Origin of the sequence: Bradyrhizobium sp. BLXBL-01, assembly GCF_051853025.1 — a bacterium.
GTDB lineage: Bacteria > Pseudomonadota > Alphaproteobacteria > Rhizobiales > Xanthobacteraceae > Bradyrhizobium.
In genome coordinates, this window is the sequence record NZ_CP182471.1 from 5,858,941 (window position 1) to 5,882,095 (window position 23,155).

Genomic DNA, 23,155 nt, shown 5'->3' on the forward strand with positions numbered 1-23,155 from the left:
AACGAAACGAGAGAACCGGCATGAATGAGGCATCGTCCCACACCGAGGAGCGGCCAGGTTGGCGGCCGGCGAGCTATTATCCCGATCCGGCGATCCGTGCACTCGATCCCCGCTTCGAAAAATACTGGCTGAAGCTGTCGGCGGTGGAGCGGCTGGCGACCGGCCTGCGTTGGGCCGAGGGGCCGGTCTGGTTCGGTGACGGGCGCTATCTCCTGTGCAGCGACATCCCGAACCAGCGCATCCTCAAATGGGAGGAAGAGACCGGCGCGGTCAGCGTGTTCCGCAAGCCCTCGAATTTTGCCAACGGCAACACGCGCGACCGGCAGGGCCGGCTCGTCACCTGCGAGCACGGCGGCCGGCGCGTGGTGCGCACCGAATATGACGGCAGCATCACCGTGCTGATGGATCAATTCAACGGCAAGCGGTTGAACTCGCCGAACGATGTCGTTGTTAAATCGGACGGCTCGATCTGGTTCACCGATCCGACCTTCGGCCTGCTCGGCAATTACGAGGGCTACAAGGCCGAGCCCGAGATCGAGCCCAACGTCTACAGGCTCGATCCCGAGACCGGCAAGGCGACGATCGTGGCCGAGGGCGTGCTCGGGCCGAACGGGCTGTGCTTTTCCCCGGACGAGAAGATCCTCTATGTCGTGGAATCGCGCGGTGTGCCGAACCGCAAGATCCTCGCCTATGACGTCTCGCCCGAGGGCACCACGATCTCGAACAAGCGCGTCCACATCGATGCCGGGCCGGGCACGCCCGACGGCATGCGCTGCGACATCGACGGCAATCTCTGGTGCGGCTGGGGTATGGGCGATCCCGAGCTCGACGGCGTGGTGGTGTTCGCCCCCGACGGCGTCATGATCGGCCGCATCGCCCTGCCCGAGCGCTGCGCCAACGTCTGCTTCGGCGGCGTCAAGCGCAACCGCCTGTTCATGGCCGCGAGCCAGTCGATCTATGCGCTGTATGTGAATACGCAGGGGGCGCTGGGGGGATAGGCTCGCCGCAAGCAACGGTCTCGTAGGGTGGGCAAAGCGCAAGCGTGCCCACCATTTCTTGTTCGTCGCGCGATCGTGGGCACGTCGCTTACGCTCCTTTGCCCACCCTACGAGATCTCTCCTGCGTCATTGCGAGCGAAGCGAAGCAATCCAGACTGTCTCCGCGGAAGGATTCTGGATTGCTTCGCTTCGCTCGCAATGACGAAACGAAAAAACGCCGGGGCGGTTTCCCACTCCGGCGTTGTGTCTGCTTTCGTGACGCGCTTACGCCGCGTTGAAGCCGGCGACGGCCTTTACTTCGAGGAAGTCCTCAAGGCCGAACTTGCCCCATTCGCGGCCGTTGCCGGACTGCTTGTAGCCGCCGAACGGCGCGGTGCGGTCGTTGGGCACGCCCTGCAGGTTGACGTTGCCGGCACGGATCTGGCGGCCGACGCGCTTGGCGTCCTCGACCGTCGCCCCGGTGACGTAGCCGGCGAGGCCATACGGCGTATCGTTGGCGATCTTGACCGCGTCGGCTTCGTCCTTGGCGCCGATGATGGTCAGCACCGGCCCGAAGATCTCCTCGCGCGCGATCGTCATGTCGGGGGTGACGTCGGCGAAGATGGTCGGACGGACATAGAAGCCCTTGTTGACGCCTTCGGGCAGGCCCGGGCCGCCGGCGACGAGCGTTGCGCCCTCGTCGATACCCTTCTTGATCAGGCCCTGGATCTTGTCCCACTGGCCGCGATTGACCACCGGGCCGATGGTGGTGCCTTCGCCGCGCGGATCGCCAGCCTTGGTCTTGTCAGCGACGGCCTTCGCGATCGCGGCGACTTCCTTCATCTTGGAGAGCGGCACGATCATGCGCGAGGGCGCGTTGCAGGACTGGCCGGAATTGTTGAACATGTGCATCACGCCGCCGGTCACCGCCTTGGTGAGGTCGGCGCCTTCGAGGATGACGTTCGGCGACTTGCCGCCGAGCTCCTGGCTGACGCGCTTCACGGTGGGCGCCGCGCGCTTCGCGACGTCGATGCCGGCACGGGTCGAGCCGGTGAACGAGATCATGTCGATATCGGGATGCTCGCTCATGGCGGCGCCGACCTCGGGGCCGAGGCCGTTGACGAGGTTGAACACGCCTTTCGGCACGCCGGCGTCATGGAGGATTTCCGCGAAGATCAGCGCCGAGGTCGGCGTGAACTCGCTGGGCTTCAGGATCATGGTGCAGCCGGCGGCGAGCGCGGGCGCGACCTTGCAGGCGATCTGGTTCAGCGGCCAGTTCCAGGGCGTGATCATGCCGACCACGCCGATCGGCTCGCGCAGCACCATGGCGGTGCCGACCGGCTCCTCGAAATGATAGTTCTTGAGCACGTCGAGCGTGGTCATGAGATGGCCGAGGCCGGCGCCGGCCTGCAGCTTCTCCGCCATCGGCAGCGGCGCGCCCATCTCGTCGGAGACGGCGGCGCCGATCTCCTTGAGGCGGCCCTTGTAGACCTCGATGACCTTGGTGAGCAGCGCGACGCGCTCCTCGCGGCTGGTCTGGGAGAAGGTCGCGAAGGCGCGCTTGGCGGCGGCAACCGCCTTGTCCACGTCGGCCTTGGAGCCCAGCGCAACCTCGTACATCGCCTCTTCCGTCGCCGGATTGACCACGGCGGTGGACTTCTTGACGGCGGGATCGACCCAGGCGCCGTCGATGTAGAATTGCATGCGATTGACCATCGTTAACCTCTTCTTGGGGGCTTGGAGGGGGCGTTTCGGCAGGCATCCTTGCACGAAAGCGCCGGCAATTGAACCCGCCATATGCGGGACCAGCGTTGCGGCGGATGGAGGTTATATGAGCCGATGGCGGGAACGTGGCAAGGCTCCCTCGGATGTCATTCCGGGACGCGCCTTTTGGCGCAGGCTACGGTGCGCAATTGCGCACCTGAGAATCCATACTCCCGATCGTGGTTATGGATTCCGGGCTCGACGCTGCGCGTCGCCCCGGAATGACGAGGCAGTTACCTCCGCTACACCGCCATCTTCCGATGCAGCACCGGCGCGCCGGTGGTGAGGCTTTCGGCCGCATCGATGATGGCGTTGGCGTCGATGCCGTAGTGCCGATAAAGGTCCGCGATGCTGCCGGTCTGGCCGAACTGCTCGACACCGAGCGCCTCGACACGGTGGCCGCGAACGCTGCCGAGCCAGCCGAGCGCGGCAGGATGGCCGTCGATCACGGTCACGAGGCCGCAGTCGCGCGGCAGCGGCGCCAGCAGCTTTTCGATGTGGCTGAGATGCTGCACGCCGCGGCGGTCGCGCCGCAATTTTCGCGCTGCGGTCCACCCCGCGTGCAGGCGATCCGCCGAGGTGATCGCGAGCAGGCCGACGTCGCGGCGGCTCTCGCCGATGAAGCCGGTCGCCTCGATCGCTTCGGGCGCGACCGCACCGGTATAGGCGATCACGACCTCGGCATTCGGCCCCGGCTTGCGCAGCCAATAGGCGCCATCGGTGATGCCCTGCCGCAGCTCCGGAGTCATGATCCGCTGCGCCTGCTCGATGGCGCGCGTCGAGAGCCGCAAATAGACCGAGCCGCCCTCGCCCGGATGGCGCTGCATGTGCTCGAAACCGTAAGCCATGATCACGGCGAGCTCGTCGACGAAGGCCGGCTCGAACGAGGCGAGCCCATCCTGCGCCATGCCGATCAAGGGCGTTGCGATCGACTGATGCGCCCCGCCCTCGGGCGCGAGCGTGAGGCCGGACGGCGTCGCCGCCACCATGAAGCGCGCGTCCTGGTAGCAGGCATAGTTCAGCGCATCGAGCCCGCGCTCGATGAAGGGATCGTAGAGCGTGCCGACCGGCAGGAGCCGCTCGCCGTTGATCTGGTGCGACAGGCCGAGCGCCGAGAGCATGATGAACAGGTTCATCTCGGCAATGCCGAGCTCGAGGTGCTGACCCTTGGGCGAAGCATCCCAATTGTAAGTCGAGGGAATTTTCTCGCTGCGGAATAAATCCGCCTTCTCGGCGCGCGCAAACAAGCCGCGGCGGTTGACCCAGGGGCCGAGATTGGTCGAGACGGTGACGTCGGGCGAGGTCGTGACGATGCGCCTCGCGAGCTCGCTGTCGCTGCGCGCGATCTCGTTCAGCACGAGGCCAAAGCCCTGCTGGGTCGACATCTGCGGCGACGGCTTGAACGCGAGCTGTTGCGGCACCTCGACGACGGGCGCCGTGAGCCGGCGACCATCCTGGTTGAACGGCACCCGCGCGAGGAAGGCCTCGAGCTCGGCGGCATCCTGCGACAGGCCTTCGAACTTGTCCCATTCATGGCCGGGACGGATGTTCTGGCTGTCGCGGTATTTCTCCATCTGCGCGACCGTCATCAGGCCGGCGTGGTTGTCCTTGTGACCCTGGAAGGGCAGGCCGACGCCCTTGATGGTGTAGGCGATGAAGCAGACGGGGCGGTCGTGATCGATGGCATCGAACGCCTCCAGCATGCTCGCCATGTCGTGGCCGCCGAGGTTCGACATCAGCGCCAGCAGCTCCTCGTCGCTGCGCTTGTCGATCAGTTTCGTGATCGGGCCCTGGTCGCCGATCTCGTCATGCAGATGTTTGCGGAAGGCCGCGCCGCCCTGGAAGCACAGCGCCGCATAGAGCGCGTTCGGGCAATTGTCGATCCAACGCTTCAAGGCCTCGCCGCCGGGCTCGGCGAAGGCCTCGCGCATCAGCCGGCCGTATTTCACGATGACGACGTCCCAGCCGAAATTGCGGAACATGGTCTCGAACTTTTCCCAGAGACCTTCGCGCACGACGGCATCTAGCGACTGCCTGTTGTAGTCGACCACCCACCAGGTGTTGCGCAGGCCGTGCTTCCAGCCCTCCGCGAGCGCCTCGAAGATGTTGCCCTCGTCCATCTCGGCATCGCCGACGAGCGCGATCATCCGCCCCTCGCGGCGATCCTTCATCCAGCCATGCGCCTTGACGTAATCCTGCACCAGCGAAGAGAACAGCGTCTGTGCGACGCCGAGGCCGACCGAGCCGGTGGAGAAATCGACGTCGTCGACATCCTTGGTGCGCGAGGGATAGGACTGCGCGCCCTTGAAGCCGCGAAAGTTCTCCAGCTTCTCGCGGCTCTGCCGGCCGAACAAGTACTGGATGGCGTGGAACACCGGGCTCGCATGCGGCTTCACCGCGACGCGGTCCTCGGGGCGCAGCACGTGGAAGTACAGCGCCGACATGATGGTGGCGAGCGAGGCGGACGAGGCCTGGTGGCCGCCGACCTTGAGGCCGTCCGCGTTGGGGCGGATGTGGTTGGCGTGGTGGATGGTCCAGGACGACAGCCACAGCGCCTTGCGGCTGAGAGCGGTCAGGGTGTCGAGACGGGCGGGGTCAACGGGCATGGCGATGCTCCGGGAAATATGCACCGATCATACGCCTGCGGGCCGCGTCAAAGTTCTCAATTTTTCGCGCCATACCCGCCGATATTGGGATATTTTACCAACATATCCGACCAGGAGCAGGTTCCATCCCAATGCCCGAGCTCGACGCCATCGACCGCAAGATCCTCAGCCACCTTCAGAACGACAGCCGCCTGACCATGCAGGAGCTCGCCGACAAGGTCGGACTCTCGGTGTCGCCCTGCCACCGCCGGGTCAAGCTCCTGGAGGAGCGCGGCGTCATCTCGCGTTATGTCGCAACCGTCGACCAGAAGGCGTTGGGACTGCATGTCAGCGTGTTCATCTCGATCAAGCTGGCGCGGCAGAAGGAGGAGGACCTCAACCGCTTCGCGCGCGCGATCTCGAAATGGGACGAGGTGCTGGAATGCTATCTGATGACCGGCAACCGCGATTATCTGCTCCGCGTCGTCGCCGCCGACCTCGCCTCCTACGAGACGTTCCTGAAGACCAAGCTGACCCGCCTCGACGGCATCGCCTCGATCGAATCGAGCTTTGCGCTCAGCCAGGTGAAGTACTCGATCGCGCTGCCGGTGTGATCCTGCCGTCGTCATTGCGAGCGTAGCGAAGCAATCCAGACTTCATCTGCGGCAGAAGGTCTGGATTGCTTCGTCGCTTCGCTCCTCGCAATGACGAGCGTCACCGCCACGGCTGCACGATGATCTTGGTGTGGGCTTCGGGATTGGCGAGATCGGCGAAGGCCTTTGCGACGCCGTCGAGGCCGACTTCGGCGGTGACCATCGCAGCCGCATCCACCTGCCCTTCCGCGATCAGGCGCAGCGAGCCTGCAAACTCCTCCGGCGTGTAGCCGAGCACGTATTGGACGTTGAGCTCCTTCATGATGCCGAGCATGGGCTCGCTTCTGTCGCTCTCCATGCAGACGCCGACCACGACGATGCGCGCATCGCGCGGAGCACCCTCGAACACCTGCTGCAACAGGCCGGGCACGCCGACGCATTCGAAGATGACCGCGGGCTTCAGCGCGGGCAGCATGGCCTGGAACGGCGGCCGCGCCGCCTTCTCGGCCTCCGACATCTGCGCGTGCTCGGCCCAGGTCGCGTAAGGCTGCGACACCCGGGGGTCGACGACGATGTCGGCGCCGAGCTTGGCGGCGAGCGCGCGCCGCGCCGGCGAATAGTCGGCCGCGACGATCGGATGCAGCCGCTTGAGCTTCAGCGCGGCGATCACCGCGAGCCCGACCGGACCGCAGCCGATCACCAGCGGCACCTCGCCGCCACGGATATTGGCTTTGGCGACGGCGTGAACGCCGACCGCCAGCGGCTCGGTGAGCGCGGCATGCTCCGGCGCGAGACCATTGGGGACTTCGAGCAGCAGCGCTTCGCTCAGCAGCATCGCCTCGGCATAGCCGCCGACATTGTCGTTGGAATAGCCGATGCCTTCGATGCCCTGCGGCGTCACCAGCGCGGGCAGCGAACAAACGTGCGTGCCCGGCTTGAGCTTGCGCGATGTGCCCGGGCCATAATCGACGATCTCGCAGCAGAACTCGTGGCCGAACACGACGTCGCGGCCGAGGTCCATGGGCTTTCGCCCGGTCTTCGTCGCCATCTCCACCATGCGGTGGGCGTGCTGGCGCGCATGCAGGTCGGAGCCGCAGATGCCGCAGGCGAGCGTCTTGACCAGAACCTGGCCGGGGCCCGGCGTCGGCTCGGCCATCCGGCCAACGACAATCTCACCGTTCCTGAAAATCGCGGCGCGCATCCGGCTCCTCCCTAATCGTTGGAGCCATTGATAGCACGACGCGGAACCCGCGAACTTGCGTCAGGCGTTCGGGGAGCGCTCTTCCAGCACCAAGAGCTGAGCGCGGCGGACGCGCTCGCGATGGGCGATGTAGAGGCCGCTGGCGACGATGAAGGCCGCACCGACGATGGTCCAGATGCTCGGGACCTCGCCAAAGATGAAGAAGCCGAGAATGCTGACCCACAGCAATTGCGAGTAGGAGAACGGCGCCAGCACCGAGGCGTCGCCATAGCGATAGGCCAGCACGACGATCCACTGGCCCGCGGTCGAAGCGACGCCGATGAAGATGCCGAGCGCGATCGCGGTCCAGGACGGCGTCACCCAGACGAACGGCACGATTGCGGTGAGGATGGCAAGGCCGGTGAGCGAGGAATACGCCATGGTGGTGACGACGGCTTCCCGTCCGCTCATCATGCGCGTCAGGATCAGCGTGCCGGCCCAGCACGCCGCCGAGACCAACGGAAAGACTGCGGCGGGGTGAAACGCGCTGGTGCCCGGGCGCAGGATGATCAGCACGCCGATGAGGCCGAGCGCGGTGGCGAGCCAGCGGCGCATGCCGACCTTCTCGCCGAGGAACACGATCGAGAGCGCCGTGACGAACAGCGGCGCGACGAAGCCGGTGGCGGAGGCCTCCGCGATCGGCAGGAAGCCGAGGCCCGTGATGAAGAACAGCGAGGAGCCGAGCAGTGCCGCCCCGCGCATCACGTGCAGGCCGGGACGCTTGGTGCGCATCGCATAGTACGGCGAGGCGGGCAGCATCACCGGCGTGAACAGCAGCGTGAAGGTGAGGAACCGGATCCAGGTGATCTCGATCGAGGGCAGGCTGGTCGAGAGATATTTCGCAGTGACGTCGGAGCAGCCGAGAAACACCGTCGAGAGCAGGATCAGCGCGATGCCCTTGAAGGGATGATCGACGCGCGCAGGCGCGCGGCGAGCCTGCTGCTTCTTCTCCGGCACAGGCATGGGAATAACGTCGAGCCTTGCGGCTGCGGCGGGCGGCGGTGTCACGGCTGGAACCCGGGCAAAATGCGAATCGAGAACAGCCGTAAAAAACGACAAATGCCCCGCGTTCACAACTTCCGAAAACAGGATGCCGATATGCGCAGGCCGCCGCGCGCGTCAATGCTCCGTTAATATTGCCCGTTGTGCACTACAGCATGGGCAAGCCGCGCGGCTTCGGTCCGCGCGGAAACGCTGCATCGAGCGCGGCAACCTCGTCTTTCGTCAGCACGAGATCGCCTGCCGCCGCATTTTCGCCGGCATGTTCCGCGGACGAGGCCTTCGGAATCGCGAACACCGTAGTCGCACGGGTCAGGAAGCTCAGCGCGACCTGACGCGGCGTCGCACGATGCGCCTCCGCGATGCGCGCCAGCACGGCGCCGCCCTTGCTGCTGCTCAACGGGAAATCGTCGTGGCCGAACGGCGAGTAGGCGACGACGGCGACATTGTGCCGTTCGCACCACGGGATCACCGCATGCTCGATCGCACGTTCTTTCAGATGATAGAGCACCTGGTTACAGGCGATCCGGCCCTCGCCTGAGACGTCGAGAATCTCGTCGAGATCGTCGGCATCGAAATTGGAGACGCCCCAGGATTTGATCTTGCCTGATTGCACCAGCTCTTCGAACGCAGCGACGGTGTCCTCCAGGGGATAGGAGCCGCGCCAGTGCAAGAGATAACAGTCGAGCCGATCGGTCTTCAGCCGCTTCAGCGAGCGCTCGCAGGCGGTGATGGTGACGCGGCGCGAGGCATTGCTCGGCAGCACTTTCGAGACGAGGAACACCTCATCGCGCCGGCCTGCGATCGCATCCGCAATGACGAGCTCGGCATCGCCATACATCTCGGCGGTGTCGATGTGGGTCATGCCGAGATCGAGCCCGCGCTGAAGCGCCGCGATCGCGCGCTTGCGGTCGCCGTGGTCCAGATACCAGGTGCCCTGTCCGATCACGGAGACGTTGGCGCCGGTCTTGCCGAAGGGCTTCGTGTTCATGTCTATTCCTTCAGATGCTTTCGAGCCCGCCGATATCGGCCACCAGCACGCTGCCGGTCGAGGACTCCGTGATATAGAGACGGTCCTTGTTGGCACCACCGATCGCGACATTGGTACAGTTCGGTCCCGCACACGACTTGATCCGCGCGATCAACTCGCCGTTCGGCGCGAACACGAACACGTGCCCGAGCGAGGCATGGCCGACGAACAGGCGGCCCTTCGCATCCATGGTCATCCCATCGGGGCCGCTGGTGCCAAACAGCGAGCAGAAGCGCCCGACCTTGGACACGCTGCCGTTCTTCATGAACGGCAGCCGCCACACCGCGTTGTCGCGCGTCATCGCGACGAACAGCACGGTTTCGGTCGGGTCGAGCACCAGACCGTTGGGGCTGATGCCGGTGTCGAGCAGGCAATCCAACCGGCCGTTCTGAGCAAGTCGGTAGACGCGCCCGCTCGGATCGTGCAGGCCGGTCTGGCCCTGATCGGTGAAATAGATATCGCCGTTGGAGGCGAGATGCAGATCGTTGCAGCCACGAAACGATTCCGAATTGCGCCCGGTCAGGACCGGCTTGACGCGGCCGGCTTCGGCATCCAGCTCCATGATGCCATGCCTATAGTCGGCGATCAGGATGCGTCCGTCGGATGCAATCTTCAGCCCGTTCGGCCAGCCCTCATATTCGATCACGAGCAACCAGTCACCGTCGGGCGCGATGCGAAAGATGCGGCCGAACGGAATGTCGACGATGTAGAGATGGCCGTCCTTGTCGAAGGATGGCCCCTCGATGAAACTGTCGGTCGGGATATTCGGCCGGTTGGCATCGGCCCAATCGGTTCGCACGCCCTTGCGGCGAAATTTGTCGGGCATTGCCGAGAACAGCCTGGTCTCGATCAGGCGCGGCGGCGTTTCCAAGTACATCATTGTTGTTGTGGGTGCTGGGGAAGAAGCCGCGGCAGCATAGGGCACAATCGAGGGCGCGTCGATTGGCGCGGGCGGCATGGCTGCGTCCACGTCGCTCTCGTGTCCCGGACGAGCTGCAGCGTGAAACGCTGCTGCGCAGAGCCGGGACCCAGAAAAGCCAAACACTCCGCTGTTGGATGGACCCCGGCTCTGCAGCGCACCGTCGCACCGGACGATGCTTCGCATCGCTGGGGAGACGCTGCGCTGCGTCCGGGGCACGAGATCGCAGCGTTAGCACACACCTGTGTCCAAGCCGTCATTGCGAGCGCAGCGAAGCAATCCAGAGTGTCACCGCGGAGGGATTCTGGATTGCTTCGCTACGCTCGCAATGACGACGGAGAGAGCCAGCCCTATCCCGCCGCGCTTGCGACCTTCGCCTGCTGTGCAGGCACCTCCGTCGTCGCGATCAATCGTTTCAGCTCGGGGATGCAGGAGCCGCAATTGGTGCCGGCCTTGAGCTTGGCACCGATTTCGGCGGCGGTGCGCGCGCCGCTCGCGATGCTGTCGCAGATGGTGCCGCGGCCGACGCCGAAACAGGCGCAGACGATGGGACCGGTCGAGGCCGCGCCTTCGCCGGACTTGCCCGACAGCAGCATGCGGCGCTGCTCGTCGGTGACCTGATCGGCCACGAACAGGCTCTTCACCACCTCCCAGTCGCCGGCATCGTGCGCCGGGCCGACGAACAGGCAGGTCTCGATGCGATCGCCTGCGAACGAAGCCGCGCGAAAAACCCCGCCGCCGAAATCGCGATATTCGGCAACGTCCTCGCCGGCGACGCTCTCGAGCCAGGCCGGCCAGCGAGCAAGATCCGCATTGTCGGCGAAAAGATAGCCGAAGCCGCCGCTGACGGTGACGCGCGTCCACAACAGGTTTTGCGGCAGATCGAGCGGCTTGCGCGACAATGCGAAACCGCGGAAGACGAATTCGTAAGGCGCGATCGCGGCCGGCGTCGCCTTGGCTTCCGGCTGTCCCGAGAACGGATCGGTGAACGGTGCTACCATCGCCCCGACGCGGCCGTGCGAGGCGTTCATCGCGCTCCAGTGGATCGGCACGAACAGGGTGCCGCGCTGCTGCCGCTCACTGACGACGACCTTCAGGATGCACTGGCCGTAATCGGTGGTGATGCGGGCATAGCCGTCATGGGCGATGCCATATTTGCCGGCGTCGTCGGGATGGATCTCGACGAACGGCTCGGGCAGATGCGCGCCCAGCCGCTGGCTCAGGCCGGTGCGCGTCATGGTGTGCCACTGGTCGCGGATGCGCCCGGTGTTGAGCCTTAAGGGACGCGACGGGCCGGTCTCGCCGCGCAGCACCGGCACCTCCGGCGCAATGAAGCGGCCCTTGCCGTCATTGGTGAAGAAGCCGCCTTGCGCAAAGAAGCGCTCGCCGGGCATCCCGCCTTCGCGCACCGGCCACTGCACCGGCTTCAAACCATCGAAGGCTTCGTCCGACAACGAGGTCAGCGCGCCGATGTCGAAATCGCGGCTGCCATTGTTCTCGAAGGCCGAGAGCGCGGCGTGCTCGCGGAAGATGTCGGCGGCGGATTTGTAATTGAAGCTGTCGCCGAAGCCGAGGCGTTTTGCGGTCTCGCTCAGGATCCACCAATCGGGACGCGCTTCGCCCGGCGCCGGCAGGAACGCGCGCTGGCGCGAGATGCGCCGCTCGGAATTGGTCACCGTGCCCGACTTCTCGCCCCAGGCCAGCGCCGGCAGCAGCACGTGCGGGCCGGCCTCGACCGTGTCGTTGGAGAGCACGTTCTCGGAGACCACGAACAGCTCGAGCTTCTTCAGGGCATCGCGCACCATGTCGGCATCGGGCAACGATACCGCGGGGTTGGTGCCCATCACCCAGAGCGCCTTGACCTCGCCGCGGTTGATGGCCTCGAACAGCTGCACCGCCTTCAGGCCTTCATGGGTCGCGATGCGCGGCGCCTTCCAGAACCGCCTGACGCGGTCGATGTCGGGCGGCGTGAAGCCCATATGGGCGGCGAGCATGTTGGCGAGGCCGCCGACCTCGCGGCCGCCCATCGCGTTGGGCTGGCCGGTCAGCGAGAACGGCGAGGCGCCCGGCTTGCCGATGCGGCCCGTGGCGAGATGGCAGTTCAGGATGGCGTTGACCTTGTCGGTGCCCTGCGCCGACTGGTTGACGCCTTGCGAATAGAGCGTGACGACCTTCTCGGTGTCGCGAAACATCTTGAAGAAGGCGGCGACGTCCGGCTCGGAGAGCCCCGTGGCGAGCGCGGTCGCGGTGACGCTGCCGGCGATGTTGCGCGCGCGCGACAGCGCATCGTCGAAGCCAGACGTGTTCTGCGCGATATAATCCTGGTCCAGCACGCCATTGTCGGCGAGATGCACGAACAGGCCGGAGAACAGCGCGGTGTCGGTGCCAGGCCTGAGGCCGAGGAACAGATCGACGTCACTGGCGGTGTCGGTGCGGCGCGGATCGATCACGATCATGCGGGCGCCGCGCTCCTGCCTGTTCTTCAGCATGCGCTGGAACAGCACCGGATGGCACCAGGCCGCGTTCGAGCCGACGAAGACGAGCAGATCGGCCTGGTCGAGATCCTCGTAGCAGCCGGGCACGGTGTCGGCGCCGAAGGCGCGGCGATGGCCCGCGACCGAGGAGGACATGCAGAGCCGCGAATTGGTGTCGACGTTGGCGGTGCCGACAAACCCCTTCATCAGCTTGTTGGCGACGTAATAGTCCTCGGTCAGCAGCTGGCCGGAGAGATAGAACGCGACCGCGTCCGCGCCGTCGCGCGCCACGATATGCTGCATGCGATGGGCGACATGATCGAGCGCATCGCTCCAGGCGACGCGCTCCAGCACGCCCTTGCAGCGGATCATGGGATAGAGCAGCCGCCCTTCCAGCCCGACGGTCTCGCCGAGCGCGGAGCCCTTCGAGCACAGCCGGCCGAAATTGGCGGGATGATCAGGATCGCCCGCGATCGCCGCGCCACCCCTCCCGTCGGGCGTTGCCAGCACGCCGCAACCGACGCCGCAATAAGGACAGGTCGTCTTGGTGGTGCGGAGGTTCGGATCGATCGCCGTCATATCACGCCGCTTTCGAAGGCTGCGCCAGTGCGCGGCCGAACATCATGTCGGTGCGGATCGCCGCGACCTTGTCGCGGTTGCGGATCAGCTCGAGGTACCACAGCGCATCAATTGTATCGCCGATCAGCACCGCCCCGGTCAGCCGGCCGTCGGCGATCACGAGCTTCTTGTAGGTGCCGCGCCTGCGGTCCGACAGAACGAGGCTCTCGCTGCCCTCCCCGCCCATGAAGTCGCCGGCGGAGAACACGCTGACGCCGGAGACCTTCAGATTGGTCGAGACCACGCTGCCCTGATAGGCGGCGGGCCGGCCGGCCAGGTGGCGCGCCAGCACGCGCGCCTGCTCATAGGCCGGCTCGACCAGGCCATAGCAGATGCCGCGATGCTCGGCGCATTCGCCGAGCGCAAAGATGTCGGACGAGGAGGTCTGCATCACGTCGTTGACGGCCACGCCGCGGTTGACCGCAATCCCCGCCTCTTTCGCCAGCGCGACGTTCGGCTTGATGCCGGCGGCGAAGATCACCGCATCGGCCTCGATGCGGCTGCCGTCGGCGAGCTCGACGGCCTCGACATGACCGTCGCCGTGGATGCAGGTCGTCGCGGCATTGAGCATGACGCGGATGCCCTTGCGCTCGACCAGCGTCTTGAGCAGGTCGGCCGCGGGCCCGTCGAGCTGACGCTCCATCAGCCGGTCCATCAGGTGCAGCAGCGTCACGGGCGCGCCGGCCTTGGCAAGACCGTACGCCGCTTCGAGCCCGAGCAAGCCGCCGCCGACAACGACGACGCGCTTCTTCGCCGCGGCCAGCGTCAGCAGCAGGTCGACGTCGCGGGTGTCGCGAAACGTGTGCACGCCGGCAAGATCGGCGCCCGGCACATTGAGCCGCAGCGGCGTCGATCCCGTGGCGAGCACGAGCTTGGAATATTCCATGCTCTCTTCGCCCGCGATCTTGAGCTCGCGGCGGCCGACATCGATCTCGGTGACGCGATAGCCGTAGCGCACCGTGACGCCGCGGTTTCGCCACCAATCGGCCGGCCGCAGCTCGATCTCGTGCGAGCCGGTCTCGCCGGCCAGCACGGAGGACAGCAGCACGCGATTGTAAGCGAGCCGCGGCTCTTCGCCGATCACGGCGACCGCATAGCGGCCGAGCGCGGTCTTGGCGAGCTCGTCGACCAGACGCGCGGCCGCCATACCGTTACCGACGATGACCAGCGGTTCACTCACAACGCATCTCCTATTCGGCGGCCTGCGCCTGCGCGCCGTAGGCCTCGGAAATCATGTAGCCGGACAGCACGCCGTAGGCGTCGGTCCAGGCTGCGGCGAGCTCGGGCGTCCAGGCCTCGCCAAGGCCCTTCTCGAGGGTCCACAGCAAGGTCGCGCCGACCACGGGGTAGTGCTCGGCCTTGGCGCCATAATCGACGTGACGCTTGGCGAGCGCGGAAGCCGCGGGAAGAATCGACTCCAGGTTCGACAGGCCGCCGACCACGGCGGCGAGCATGCCCATCAGCTTCTTGCGCTGTTCGGTCATGTCCTCGGGAAACATCGCGCGCACGGACGGCGCCACCTCGAACAGGCGGTCGTAGAACAGCACCGCGGCGGCTTCCGAAATCGAGGCGACCTTGGCGAAGCTCTGCTGAATGAGGGTAATCTGCTCGGGCGTCATAATGTTCTCCTGTCTGTTTCGGTCTGCCTTCGTCCGCGCCATTGCGGAAAAAGTTCATGGATCAAACGTCATCAGAGAGACTTCTCCCCGCGTACGGGGAGAAGCGACATTCGTGCCAGTTTGTTGTGCTCACACACGCGCCTCGGCGAGGCTTGGGGCGCCTTCACCCTGCGGGCTGCGACGCAGGTAGAACCACCAGGTCAGAGCGAGGCAGGAGCCGTAGAAGCCGAGATAGATCGCGAGCGCGAGCTGCGGCCCGCCGGTCATGGCGATCGACTTGCCGAAGCCACTCGGGATCAGATAGCCGCCGACGGCGCCGACCGCACCGATGAAGCCGACGGCCGCGCCGCTCTCGATGCTCGCGGTCTTCAGGGCAGCGCTGCGTGCCGCATCGCCCTTACCGCGCACCTTGAACAGGTTCTCCTCGCGGAAGATCGAGGGGATCATGCGGTAGGTCGAGCCGTTGCCGATGCCCGTCGTCACGAACAGGATCAGGAACATCGACAGGAAGCCGGCGAAGTCCTTGTGCCCGACGAAGTAGAGCGCGCCGACCGTGGCGCCCGCCATCAGGATGAAATTCCAGAACGTGATGATGGAGCCGCCGACCCGGTCCGCGAGCCAGCCGCCGAGCGGACGCGACAGCGAGCCGACCAGCGGGCCGAGGAAGGCGATCGAGATCGTCACGGTGGGGAATTGCGTCTTGAGCAGCAGCGGAAACGCCGCCGAATAGCCGATGAAGGACCCGAACGTGCCCATATAGAGATACGCCATGATCCAGGTGTGCTTGCGCTTGACGATCGCGAGCTGGTTCTTCACCGATGATTTCGCCGTGGTCAGGTTGTTCATGAAGAACACTGCGCCGAACACCGCGATGCCGATCGGCAGCACCCACATCAGGCCGGCATTCTGCAGGAAGATGCCGTCAACGGGCGTTGCCTGGAACAGGTTGAAGACGGCGAGCGTCATCAGGATCGGGGTCAGGAGCTGCACGCTGGAGACGCCGATATTGCCGCCGGCCGCGTTGAGGCCGAGCGCCCATCCCTTCATCCGGTCAGGAAAGAAGAAGGAGATGTTGGTCATGCTGGAGGCGAAATTGCCGCCGCCGAGACCCGCGGTCGATGCGACCAGCAGCATGAGCCAGAACGGCGTATCGGGCTGGCTGACGAAGTAGGCAAGCGACAAGGTCGGGATGAACAGGATCGCCGCGCTGAAGATGGTCCAGTTGCGGCCGCCGAACGTCGTCACCGCGAAAGTGTAGGGAAAGCGCATGAAGGCGCCGATCAGGCCCGGCACGGCAACAAGCTGGAACAGCTGGTCGGTCGTGTAGTGGAAGCCGGCCTGCGGCAGCTTGGTGGTGACGATGCTCCAGATCAGCCAGACCGAGAAGCCGATATGTTCGGCCACGATGGACCAGATCAGGTTGCGCCGCGCGATCGACTTGCCGGTCGCGTTCCAGAACGCCTCGTCCTCGGGGCGCCAATCTGAAATCCAGCTGGAGTTCAGGGTCGGATTCTTCGTCATTGAGTATCCCTTCCAGGCTCACCGCTGCGTCGTTGCAGGCTCTGCCTCCGGTCACGGAGGCGCGCTCCGAGGCTTCACCCCCGGTGGCGAGTTCACGATGCTGATTGATGATGTTGAGGGACGTCGTCGTTGGCGTCGCGCAAAGACGCTTCAATTTCCGTGCCAGTTGCGCGCACGCAGGAAACACAGGGATTTCAGGACGTTATTCGTATTGCCCGAATTGTTTGCAGGGCGTTTCCGCACGCTAAATTTGCGATTCGCTCAATCCCTGTGCGACGCACAGGGATTGAGCTTGATGTCGATTAATTGGGCGCGGGCATATCTCGCGTGAACCCGTGATTTACGCGGCCTCGACGAAGCGATGACGCTCGTAGAGGAATTCGAGCACGCGCTGGCGGCACTTCAGATAGGTGGCGTTGGTCGCGAGGTCGAGCCGCTTGCGCGGCCGCGCCAGCGGCACCTCCAGCACCTCGCCGATGCGCGCGCTCGGTCCGTTGGTCATCATCACGATGCGGTCGGACAGGAGCACGGCTTCGTCGACGTCGTGGGTGATCATCAGGATGGTGTTGCCGAGCTTCTGATGCAGCGCCATCACCGAGTCCTGCAGGTGAGCACGGGTCAGCGCGTCGAGCGCGCCGAATGGCTCGTCCAGCAGCAGCACCTTCGGCTCCATGGCCAGCGCCCGCGCGATGCCGACGCGCTGCTTCATGCCGCCCGAGATTTCCGAAGGACGCTTGTCCCTGGCATGGGCCATCTGCACGAGGTTGAGATTGTGCATCACCCAGGCGTCGCGCTCGGCACGGGACTTGGTCTTGGCGAAGACCTTGTCGACGCCGAGCCTGACGTTCTCGTAAACGGTCAGCCACGGCAGCAGGCTGTGGTTCTGGAACACCACGGCGCGATCGGGCCCCGGCGAGTTCACCTCGCGGTTTTCCAGCAGCACGCCACCCGTAGTGGCGCCGGTCAGCCCCGCGATGATGTTGAGCAGGGTCGACTTGCCGCAGCCGGAATGGCCGATGATCGAGACGTATTCGCCCTTCTCGATCGTCAGGTTGATGTCCTTCAGCACCTCCGTGGCGGCGGCGCCGCGGGTGAAGACCTTGTCGATGTGGTCGAGCTTCAGATAGGCGGTCATGTCCCCTCTCCTCAGTTCTGCGCAGTGCCGCGGGTGACGACCTTGCCGAGGCCCGCGATCAGGCGGTCCAGCACGAAGCCGACGATGCCGACATAGAACAGCGCCAGGACGATCTCGCTGATATGCGAGGAGTTCCAGGCGTCCCAGATGAAGAAGCCGATGCCGACGCCGCCGATCAGCATTTCGGCGGCGACGATCGCGAGCCAGGACAGGCCGATGCCGATGCGCAGGCCCGTGAAGATATAGGGCGCCGCCGCCGGGATCATGATCTTGGAGAAGAACTCGAGCGGATTGAGCTGCACCACCGCGGCGACGTTGCGATAGTCCTGCGGGATGTTGCGGATGCCGACCGCGGTGTTGATGATGATCGGCCAGATCGAGGTGATGAAGATGACGAAGATCGCGCTAGGCTGGCCGTCGCGGAAGGCCGCGAGCGAGAGCGGCAGCCAAGCCAGCGGCGGAATGGTGCGCAGCACCTGGAACAGCGGATCGAGCCCGCGCATGGCCCAGACCGACTGCCCGACCAGCACGCCGAGCCCGATGCCGGCGATCGCCGAGAGCGAGTAGCCGAAGGCGACGCGCTGGAGGCTGGCGGAGAGATGCCAGAACAGCCCCTTGTCGATGCCGCCATGGTCGAAGAACGGATCGAAGATCAGCTCCTTGGTGTCCTTGAAGACTCTCGACGGCGGCGGCAATGCCGAGCCGGCCCTCCGGCAGACCAGCTCCCACACCAGCGTCAGCAGCGCGATCACGACCAGCGGCGGGATCACGCGCACGGCCGTCTCACGTGCGATGCGAGCGTAAACTTCGGCGCGCGGGGGACGCTTCGGCGTCAGCGCGACGACGGGCGCAATCGTTGCGGCAGGCGTCGCGGTCTCAACCTCGATCTTCGTGGCAGTCATGTTCATCGCTATCTCTCTCCGGCGTGGCAAGGACGATGCGGCCGCCCCTGAAGGCGGCCGCAGGGCTCCATCAGACTTCGACGCGCTTGATCGCGAGCGACTTCAGATAGGCGGCCGGATTTTCCGGATCGAACACCTTGCCGTCGAAGAAGGTCTCCTTGCCGCGCGAGGTGGAGGCCGGAATGTCGGCGGCGGCGACGCCAAGGGTCTTGGCCGCGTCCTTCCAGAGGTCCTCGCGGTTGACCTTGGCGATCAGCGCCTTGCTGTCGAAACCAGCCTCGTATTTGCCCCAGCGGATGTCCTCGGTCATGAACCAGAGATCGTGGCTCTGGAACGGATAGGAGGCATGGTCGCGCCAGTACTTCATGATGTGCGGCGAGTTCTCGACCACCTTGCCGGGGATGCCGTAGTCGAACTTGCCCTTGGCGCGGTCGGCGATGTCCTCGACCGGGCAGTTGATCCACTGGCGCTTCGCCATGATGGTGGCGAGCTCTTCCTTGTTCTCCATCTTGTCGGCCCATTGCTGGGCCTCCATGACGGCCATCAGGATCGCCTTTGCGGCCTTCGGGTTCTTGTCGACCCAGGCCGCGCGCATGCCGAACGACTTTTCGGGATGCTTGCTCCAGATCTCGCCGGTGTTGACGGCGGTATAGCCGATGCCCTGGTGGACGAGCTGACCGGGCCAGGGCTCGCCGACGCAGAAGGCGTCCATGGTGCCGACCTTCATGTTCGCCACCATCTGGGGCGGCGGCACCGTGATGGTCTCGACGTCCTTGTCGGGGTCGATGCCGCCGGCTGCAAGCCAGTAGCGGATCCAGAGGTCATGCGTGCCGCCCGGGAAGGTCATCGCGACCTTGGCCGACTTGCCTTCGGCCTTCTTCTTCTCGAACGCGGCCTTGAGCACCGAGGCATCCGCGCCGACCTTGAGGCCGGCATATTCCTTGGCGACCGAGATGCACTGGGCATCGAGATTGAGCCGCGCCAGGATGTACATCGGCGTCGGCTGGTTGTTCTGCGTCACCTTGCCGGCCGAGATCAGATACGGCATCGGGGTGAGGATATGCGCCCCGTCGATGCCGTTGCCTTCGGAGCCGAGCACGAGGTTGTCGCGCGTGGTGCCCCAGGACGCCTGCTTCTGCACGTCGGTGTCGGGCACGCCGTGCTTGGCGAATAGGCCCTTGTCCTTGGCGACGAACAGCGGGCCGGCATCGGAGAGCGCGATGAAGCCGAGCTTGGCGCCCTTGACCTCGGGGCCTGCGTCCTGCGCGAAGGCGCCGGCGGGAAAATTCAGTTTGGCGGCGGCAAGAAGAGCGGCGGTCGAGCCGGTGGCCTTCAACAATTGCCGGCGGCTGAGGCCGGTCGTTTCCGAGGGCCGGCGGATGCGCTTGGTCATAGGCAGTGTCGTCCTTTGGCGTCGTTGCGGAATGATTTGCGGCTGTGCGCGCGAGCTGCCCGTCCGTCCGGTTGCGCCGTCCTTGGCGCGTGCGAACGCATGACGGGGGGACCCCCGTCTGGTGGCGTCAGCAAAATCGGATGAGATGTCTCGCGGGACGGCTTCAATGGCGTCGGGCTGGTCGTATTCAAGCTTCATGCCAAGCTTGCCGTCGCAAAAAGTGATGATTGTTCAAAGCATTACAACGATCGCGCCAAACTGTCGCAGACCGGTTCCGCATGCGAAATTTGCGATTTGCACATTCCTTGTGCGACGCACAAAGCTTGTGCATCAGCTCAATCAAGAGGCCGCGAGGGCGGCAGAACGAGATCAGCCAGAGCGGGATTGCATTGAAATTGCTCTCTATTTCTGGCGCGCTGTAGCGGCACGCAACTTGCTTCGCAATTGCCGTCAACGACGACTGCGGCTTGGCCGCATTGATGCAGCCTCTGGCGGCTGCGTCCCGGAAGCTCACCTGCTTCGCGGTCTCCCGGCTTCAGAGTCCTCGTGACGCGATTCCCAAGGCTTCCAGACTTTCCATAGCCCCTCGTGCGCGGCAGGCAGCCCGCACGACCGATGATGTTCAGCCGCGCTCTCGCCTGGGGGCGTGTCGATCTCACTTACGAAGCAAAAGGAACCATTGATGTCGTATCTCGCGCCTTCGGAATTCGTCACCAAGATGGTGGATGCGGGCGAGTCCAAGATCTTCATGTCCACCCGGGATACCATCATCCGCGCCTACATGGCCGGAGCCATCCTGGCCCTCGCGGCTTGGTTCGCCGTCACGATCAACGTCAACACCGGCCAGCCGCTGGTCGGCGCGCTGTTGTTCCCCGTCGGCTTCGTCATGCTCTATCTCCTCGGCTTCGACCTGCTGACGGGCGTGTTCGTGCTCTCGCCGCTCGCGCTGATCGACAAGCGCCCGGGCGTCACGCTCAGTGGCGTGCTACGCAATTGGGGCCTCGTCTTCGTCGGCAATTTCGCCGGCGCCTTCACCGTGGCCTTCATGATGGCCTTCGTCACGACGTTCGGCTTCACGCAAGCCCCCGACAAGGTCGGCGCGGCCATCGGCAATATCGGCGAAGGCCGAACGCTGGGTTATGCCGCGCACGGCGCGGCCGGCATGGCGACGCTGTTCCTGCGCGGCATGCTCTGCAACTGGATGGTCTCGACCGGCGTCGTCGGCGCCATGATCTCGACCTCTGTCCCCGGCAAGGTCATCGCGATGTGGATGCCGATCCTGGTGTTCTTCTACATGGTGTTCGAGCATTCCGTCGTGAACATGTTCCTGTTCCCATCGGGCCTGCTGCTCGGCGCGAAGTTCTCGATCATGGACTATCTGATCTGGAACGAGATCCCGACCGTGCTCGGCAACCTCGTCGGCGGCCTCGCCTTCACCGGCATGACCCTCTATGCCACCCACGTCATGACCCTGCCGAAGCGCCAGGCGGAGAAGGCTGCAAAGCCCCGCGTCGCGGCCTGATCACACGCACCTCAACACGAGAGCCTCGCCCGTATAGGGTGAGGCTCTCTTTGCCTTGGTGACGACGATGACCCGCGGACTCCTGATTTCGGTCGGCCAGCACTCCGACAAGGGCCGCAAGCCCGTCAACCAGGACTTTCACGGGGTCCTCATTCCGGAGGAGCCGCTGCTCAGCCTGAAGGGCATCGCGGCCGTCCTCGCCGACGGCATCTCCTCGAGCACGGTGAGCCAGATCGCCAGCGAGTCGGCGGTCAAGAGCTTCCTGATGGACTATTACTGCACGTCGGAATCATGGACGGTGAAGACCTCCGCCCGCCGCGTGCTGGAGGCGACCAATTCCTGGCTGCATGCGCAGACGCGCAAGAGCCAATATGCCTATGACCGCGACAAGGGCTATGTCTGCACGCTCAGCGCCATGGTCATCAAGGCGGCGACCGCGCACATCTTCCATGTCGGCGACTGCCGCATCTACCGCCTCGCCGGCAAGGCGCTCGAGCAGCTGACCGACGATCACCGCATCATCGTGTCGTCGGAGCAGACCTATCTCGGCCGCGCGCTCGGTATCAACCCGCAACTCGAGATCGACTACCAGACGGTCGAGATCCAGGCCGGCGACACCTTCCTGCTGGCGACGGACGGTGCCTATGAGTTTGTCGATGCGCGTTTCGTCACGAGTGCCATCAACGAGCACGCAGCCGAGCTCGACGGCGCGGCGAAGGCGATCGTGGAGGAAGCCTATCGGCGCGGCAGCGACGACAACATCACGGTCCAGATTCTGCGGATCGACGCGGTGCCGGAGGAAACCGGCGTTTTCGATCGGACCTCGACGCTGCCACTCCCGCCTCTATTGGAGCCGCGCGCGATGTTCGACGGCTACCGGATCATCCGGGAGATCCATGGCAGCAGCCGCAGCCACATCTATCTCGCCGTCGATGCGGAAACCGAGGAAACGGTCGCGCTCAAGATTCCGTCGATCGACCTGCGCGACAACCAGGCCTATCTGAAACGTTTCCTGATGGAAGAGTGGATCGCGCGGCGGATCGACAGTCCGTACGTGCTCAAGCCGCGATCGCGATCGACGCGGCGCAATTATCTCTACGTCGCGACCGAGTTCGTCGAGGGGCAGACGCTGCGACAATGGATGCTCGACAATCCGCGGCCCGATCTGGAGACGGTGCGCAGGATCATCGAGCAGATCGCCACCGGGCTTCGCGCCTTCCACCGCATGGAGATGCTGCACCAGGACCTCCGGCCCGACAACGTCCTGATCGACAAGACCGGTACCGCCAAGATCATCGACTTCGGATCAGTGAGGGTCGCGGGCGTCGCCGAAGCCGCGCCGAGAGCGGCCGACGCAGAAATTCTCGGCACGGTTCAATATACGGCGCCGGAATATTTCCTTGGGCAGGGCGGCTCGCCCCGGTCCGACATGTTCTCGCTGGCCGCCATCTGCTACCAGATGCTGACCGGGCATCTGCCCTACGGCGCCCAGCTTGCGAAAATCCGCGGACGATCGGACGCGTGGAAATTGCGATATCGCCCCGCGATCGATGCCGAGCGCGGCATCCCGGGCTGGATCGACGGCGCACTCAGGAAAGCGCTGCATCCCGATCCCTACAAGCGCCACGAGGACATGTCCGAGTTCGTCTTCGAGCTCAGAAATCCCAATCCGGCCTATCTGAACACGCGCATCACGCCCCTCCTCGAGCGCAATCCGCTGATGTTCTGGAAGCTGACCTCGGCCGCGCTCGCCTGCGCTGTCGTCGTGCTGCTGGCGCTGCTGCACGCGCGCTGAGGCGTGGAGAGATCCGCGAACGTGCGAGCTGCGTCGTAATCGAATAGATCATGATGGAATTCCTTGACG

General features: G+C 65.0%; 17 protein-coding genes. 4 read left to right on the forward strand and 13 right to left on the reverse strand.

Annotated elements, in window-relative coordinates:
- Positions 1-20: 20 nt before the first annotated feature.
- Positions 21-998: an SMP-30/gluconolactonase/LRE family protein gene (locus tag ACNJYA_RS27205; protein WP_439401023.1), complete on the forward strand. Its 978-nt coding sequence runs from the start codon at positions 21-23 to the stop codon at positions 996-998.
- A gap of 264 nt (positions 999-1,262) precedes the next feature.
- Here the strand turns inward: ACNJYA_RS27205 and ACNJYA_RS27210 are convergent, their stop codons facing one another.
- Positions 1,263-2,693 carry an aldehyde dehydrogenase family protein gene (locus ACNJYA_RS27210; protein WP_439401024.1) on the reverse strand — a complete coding sequence of 477 codons (1,431 nt, stop codon included), beginning with the start codon at positions 2,691-2,693 and terminating at the stop codon, positions 1,263-1,265.
- 290 nt (positions 2,694-2,983) lie between these two features.
- A complete protein-coding gene (locus tag ACNJYA_RS27215) occupies positions 2,984-5,347 on the reverse strand; it encodes a transketolase (protein ID WP_439401025.1) in 2,364 nt (787 codons plus the stop codon).
- 131 nt (positions 5,348-5,478) lie between these two features.
- Between ACNJYA_RS27215 and ACNJYA_RS27220 the strand changes: the two genes are divergently transcribed.
- A complete protein-coding gene (locus ACNJYA_RS27220; protein ID WP_027571162.1) occupies positions 5,479-5,940 on the forward strand; it encodes an Lrp/AsnC family transcriptional regulator in 462 nt (153 codons plus the stop codon).
- A 100-nt stretch (positions 5,941-6,040) separates the two neighbouring features.
- On the opposite strand, the gene ACNJYA_RS27225 is transcribed toward ACNJYA_RS27220, so the two are convergent.
- From ACNJYA_RS27225 to ACNJYA_RS27275, 11 genes are all read right to left on the reverse strand, one after another.
- Entirely contained in the window at positions 6,041-7,120 is a 1,080-nt protein-coding gene (locus tag ACNJYA_RS27225; protein WP_439401026.1) for a zinc-binding dehydrogenase, read from the reverse strand.
- 60 nt (positions 7,121-7,180) lie between these two features.
- On the reverse strand, positions 7,181-8,122 hold the full coding sequence (locus ACNJYA_RS27230) for a DMT family transporter (protein ID WP_439403475.1): 942 nt from the start codon (positions 8,120-8,122) through the stop codon (positions 7,181-7,183).
- 187 nt (positions 8,123-8,309) lie between these two features.
- Complete coding sequence (locus ACNJYA_RS27235; RefSeq protein WP_439401027.1) at positions 8,310-9,149, reverse strand: aldo/keto reductase; 840 nt, start codon at positions 9,147-9,149, stop codon at positions 8,310-8,312.
- Between the two features lie 10 nt (positions 9,150-9,159).
- The gene (locus ACNJYA_RS27240) at positions 9,160-10,065 is read right to left on the reverse strand and encodes an SMP-30/gluconolactonase/LRE family protein (RefSeq protein ID WP_439403476.1); all 906 of its coding nucleotides are present in this window, start codon (positions 10,063-10,065) and stop codon (positions 9,160-9,162) included.
- Positions 10,066-10,457: 392 nt separating this feature from the next.
- On the reverse strand, positions 10,458-13,160 hold the full coding sequence (locus tag ACNJYA_RS27245; RefSeq protein ID WP_439401028.1) for a molybdopterin-dependent oxidoreductase: 2,703 nt from the start codon (positions 13,158-13,160) through the stop codon (positions 10,458-10,460).
- 1 nt (position 13,161) lies between these two features.
- Positions 13,162-14,379, reverse strand: coding sequence for an NAD(P)/FAD-dependent oxidoreductase (locus tag ACNJYA_RS27250; RefSeq protein ID WP_439401029.1), 1,218 nt, complete (start codon positions 14,377-14,379; stop codon positions 13,162-13,164).
- Positions 14,380-14,389: 10 nt separating this feature from the next.
- A complete protein-coding gene (locus ACNJYA_RS27255; RefSeq protein ID WP_439363863.1) occupies positions 14,390-14,818 on the reverse strand; it encodes a globin family protein in 429 nt (142 codons plus the stop codon).
- 129 nt (positions 14,819-14,947) lie between these two features.
- Positions 14,948-16,339 (reverse strand): MFS transporter, encoded by a 1,392-nt coding sequence (locus ACNJYA_RS27260; RefSeq protein WP_439363864.1) that lies wholly within the window; start codon positions 16,337-16,339, stop codon positions 14,948-14,950.
- A 340-nt stretch (positions 16,340-16,679) separates the two neighbouring features.
- Entirely contained in the window at positions 16,680-17,474 is a 795-nt protein-coding gene (locus tag ACNJYA_RS27265) for an ABC transporter ATP-binding protein (RefSeq protein ID WP_212254786.1), read from the reverse strand.
- An 11-nt stretch (positions 17,475-17,485) separates the two neighbouring features.
- A complete protein-coding gene (ntrB, locus tag ACNJYA_RS27270) occupies positions 17,486-18,382 on the reverse strand; it encodes a nitrate ABC transporter permease (protein WP_212254785.1) in 897 nt (298 codons plus the stop codon).
- Between the two features lie 64 nt (positions 18,383-18,446).
- The gene (locus ACNJYA_RS27275; protein WP_212254784.1) at positions 18,447-19,769 is read right to left on the reverse strand and encodes a CmpA/NrtA family ABC transporter substrate-binding protein; all 1,323 of its coding nucleotides are present in this window, start codon (positions 19,767-19,769) and stop codon (positions 18,447-18,449) included.
- Between the two features lie 682 nt (positions 19,770-20,451).
- Between ACNJYA_RS27275 and ACNJYA_RS27280 the strand changes: the two genes are divergently transcribed.
- Together ACNJYA_RS27280 and ACNJYA_RS27285 are read left to right on the forward strand one after the other, a co-directional pair.
- The gene (locus ACNJYA_RS27280) at positions 20,452-21,291 is read left to right on the forward strand and encodes a formate/nitrite transporter family protein (protein ID WP_172783957.1); all 840 of its coding nucleotides are present in this window, start codon (positions 20,452-20,454) and stop codon (positions 21,289-21,291) included.
- Positions 21,292-21,358: 67 nt separating this feature from the next.
- On the forward strand, positions 21,359-23,086 hold the full coding sequence (locus tag ACNJYA_RS27285) for a bifunctional protein-serine/threonine kinase/phosphatase (RefSeq protein ID WP_212254783.1): 1,728 nt from the start codon (positions 21,359-21,361) through the stop codon (positions 23,084-23,086).
- Positions 23,087-23,155 lie beyond the last annotated feature (69 nt).

Bases quoted from the DNA above. Each gene is read 5' to 3' on its own strand.
- ACNJYA_RS27245 (WP_439401028.1), bottom strand. From the start codon at position 13,160: ATGACGGCGATCGATCCGAACCTCCGCACCACCAAGACGACCTGTCCT.
- ACNJYA_RS27285 (WP_212254783.1), top strand. From the start codon at position 21,359: ATGACCCGCGGACTCCTGATTTCGGTCGGCCAGCACTCCGACAAGGGC.
- ACNJYA_RS27275 (WP_212254784.1), bottom strand. From the start codon at position 19,769: ATGACCAAGCGCATCCGCCGGCCCTCGGAAACGACCGGCCTCAGCCGC.
- ACNJYA_RS27210 (WP_439401024.1), bottom strand. From the start codon at position 2,693: ATGGTCAATCGCATGCAATTCTACATCGACGGCGCCTGGGTCGATCCC.
- ACNJYA_RS27230 (WP_439403475.1), bottom strand. From the start codon at position 8,122: ATGCCTGTGCCGGAGAAGAAGCAGCAGGCTCGCCGCGCGCCTGCGCGC.
- ACNJYA_RS27255 (WP_439363863.1), bottom strand. From the start codon at position 14,818: ATGACGCCCGAGCAGATTACCCTCATTCAGCAGAGCTTCGCCAAGGTC.
- ACNJYA_RS27220 (WP_027571162.1), top strand. From the start codon at position 5,479: ATGCCCGAGCTCGACGCCATCGACCGCAAGATCCTCAGCCACCTTCAG.
- ACNJYA_RS27240 (WP_439403476.1), bottom strand. From the start codon at position 10,065: ATGTACTTGGAAACGCCGCCGCGCCTGATCGAGACCAGGCTGTTCTCG.
- ntrB (WP_212254785.1), bottom strand. From the start codon at position 18,382: ATGAACATGACTGCCACGAAGATCGAGGTTGAGACCGCGACGCCTGCC.
- ACNJYA_RS27260 (WP_439363864.1), bottom strand. From the start codon at position 16,339: ATGACGAAGAATCCGACCCTGAACTCCAGCTGGATTTCAGATTGGCGC.
- ACNJYA_RS27205 (WP_439401023.1), top strand. From the start codon at position 21: ATGAATGAGGCATCGTCCCACACCGAGGAGCGGCCAGGTTGGCGGCCG.
- ACNJYA_RS27225 (WP_439401026.1), bottom strand. From the start codon at position 7,120: ATGCGCGCCGCGATTTTCAGGAACGGTGAGATTGTCGTTGGCCGGATG.
- ACNJYA_RS27265 (WP_212254786.1), bottom strand. From the start codon at position 17,474: ATGACCGCCTATCTGAAGCTCGACCACATCGACAAGGTCTTCACCCGC.
- ACNJYA_RS27215 (WP_439401025.1), bottom strand. From the start codon at position 5,347: ATGCCCGTTGACCCCGCCCGTCTCGACACCCTGACCGCTCTCAGCCGC.
- ACNJYA_RS27235 (WP_439401027.1), bottom strand. From the start codon at position 9,149: ATGAACACGAAGCCCTTCGGCAAGACCGGCGCCAACGTCTCCGTGATC.
- ACNJYA_RS27280 (WP_172783957.1), top strand. From the start codon at position 20,452: ATGTCGTATCTCGCGCCTTCGGAATTCGTCACCAAGATGGTGGATGCG.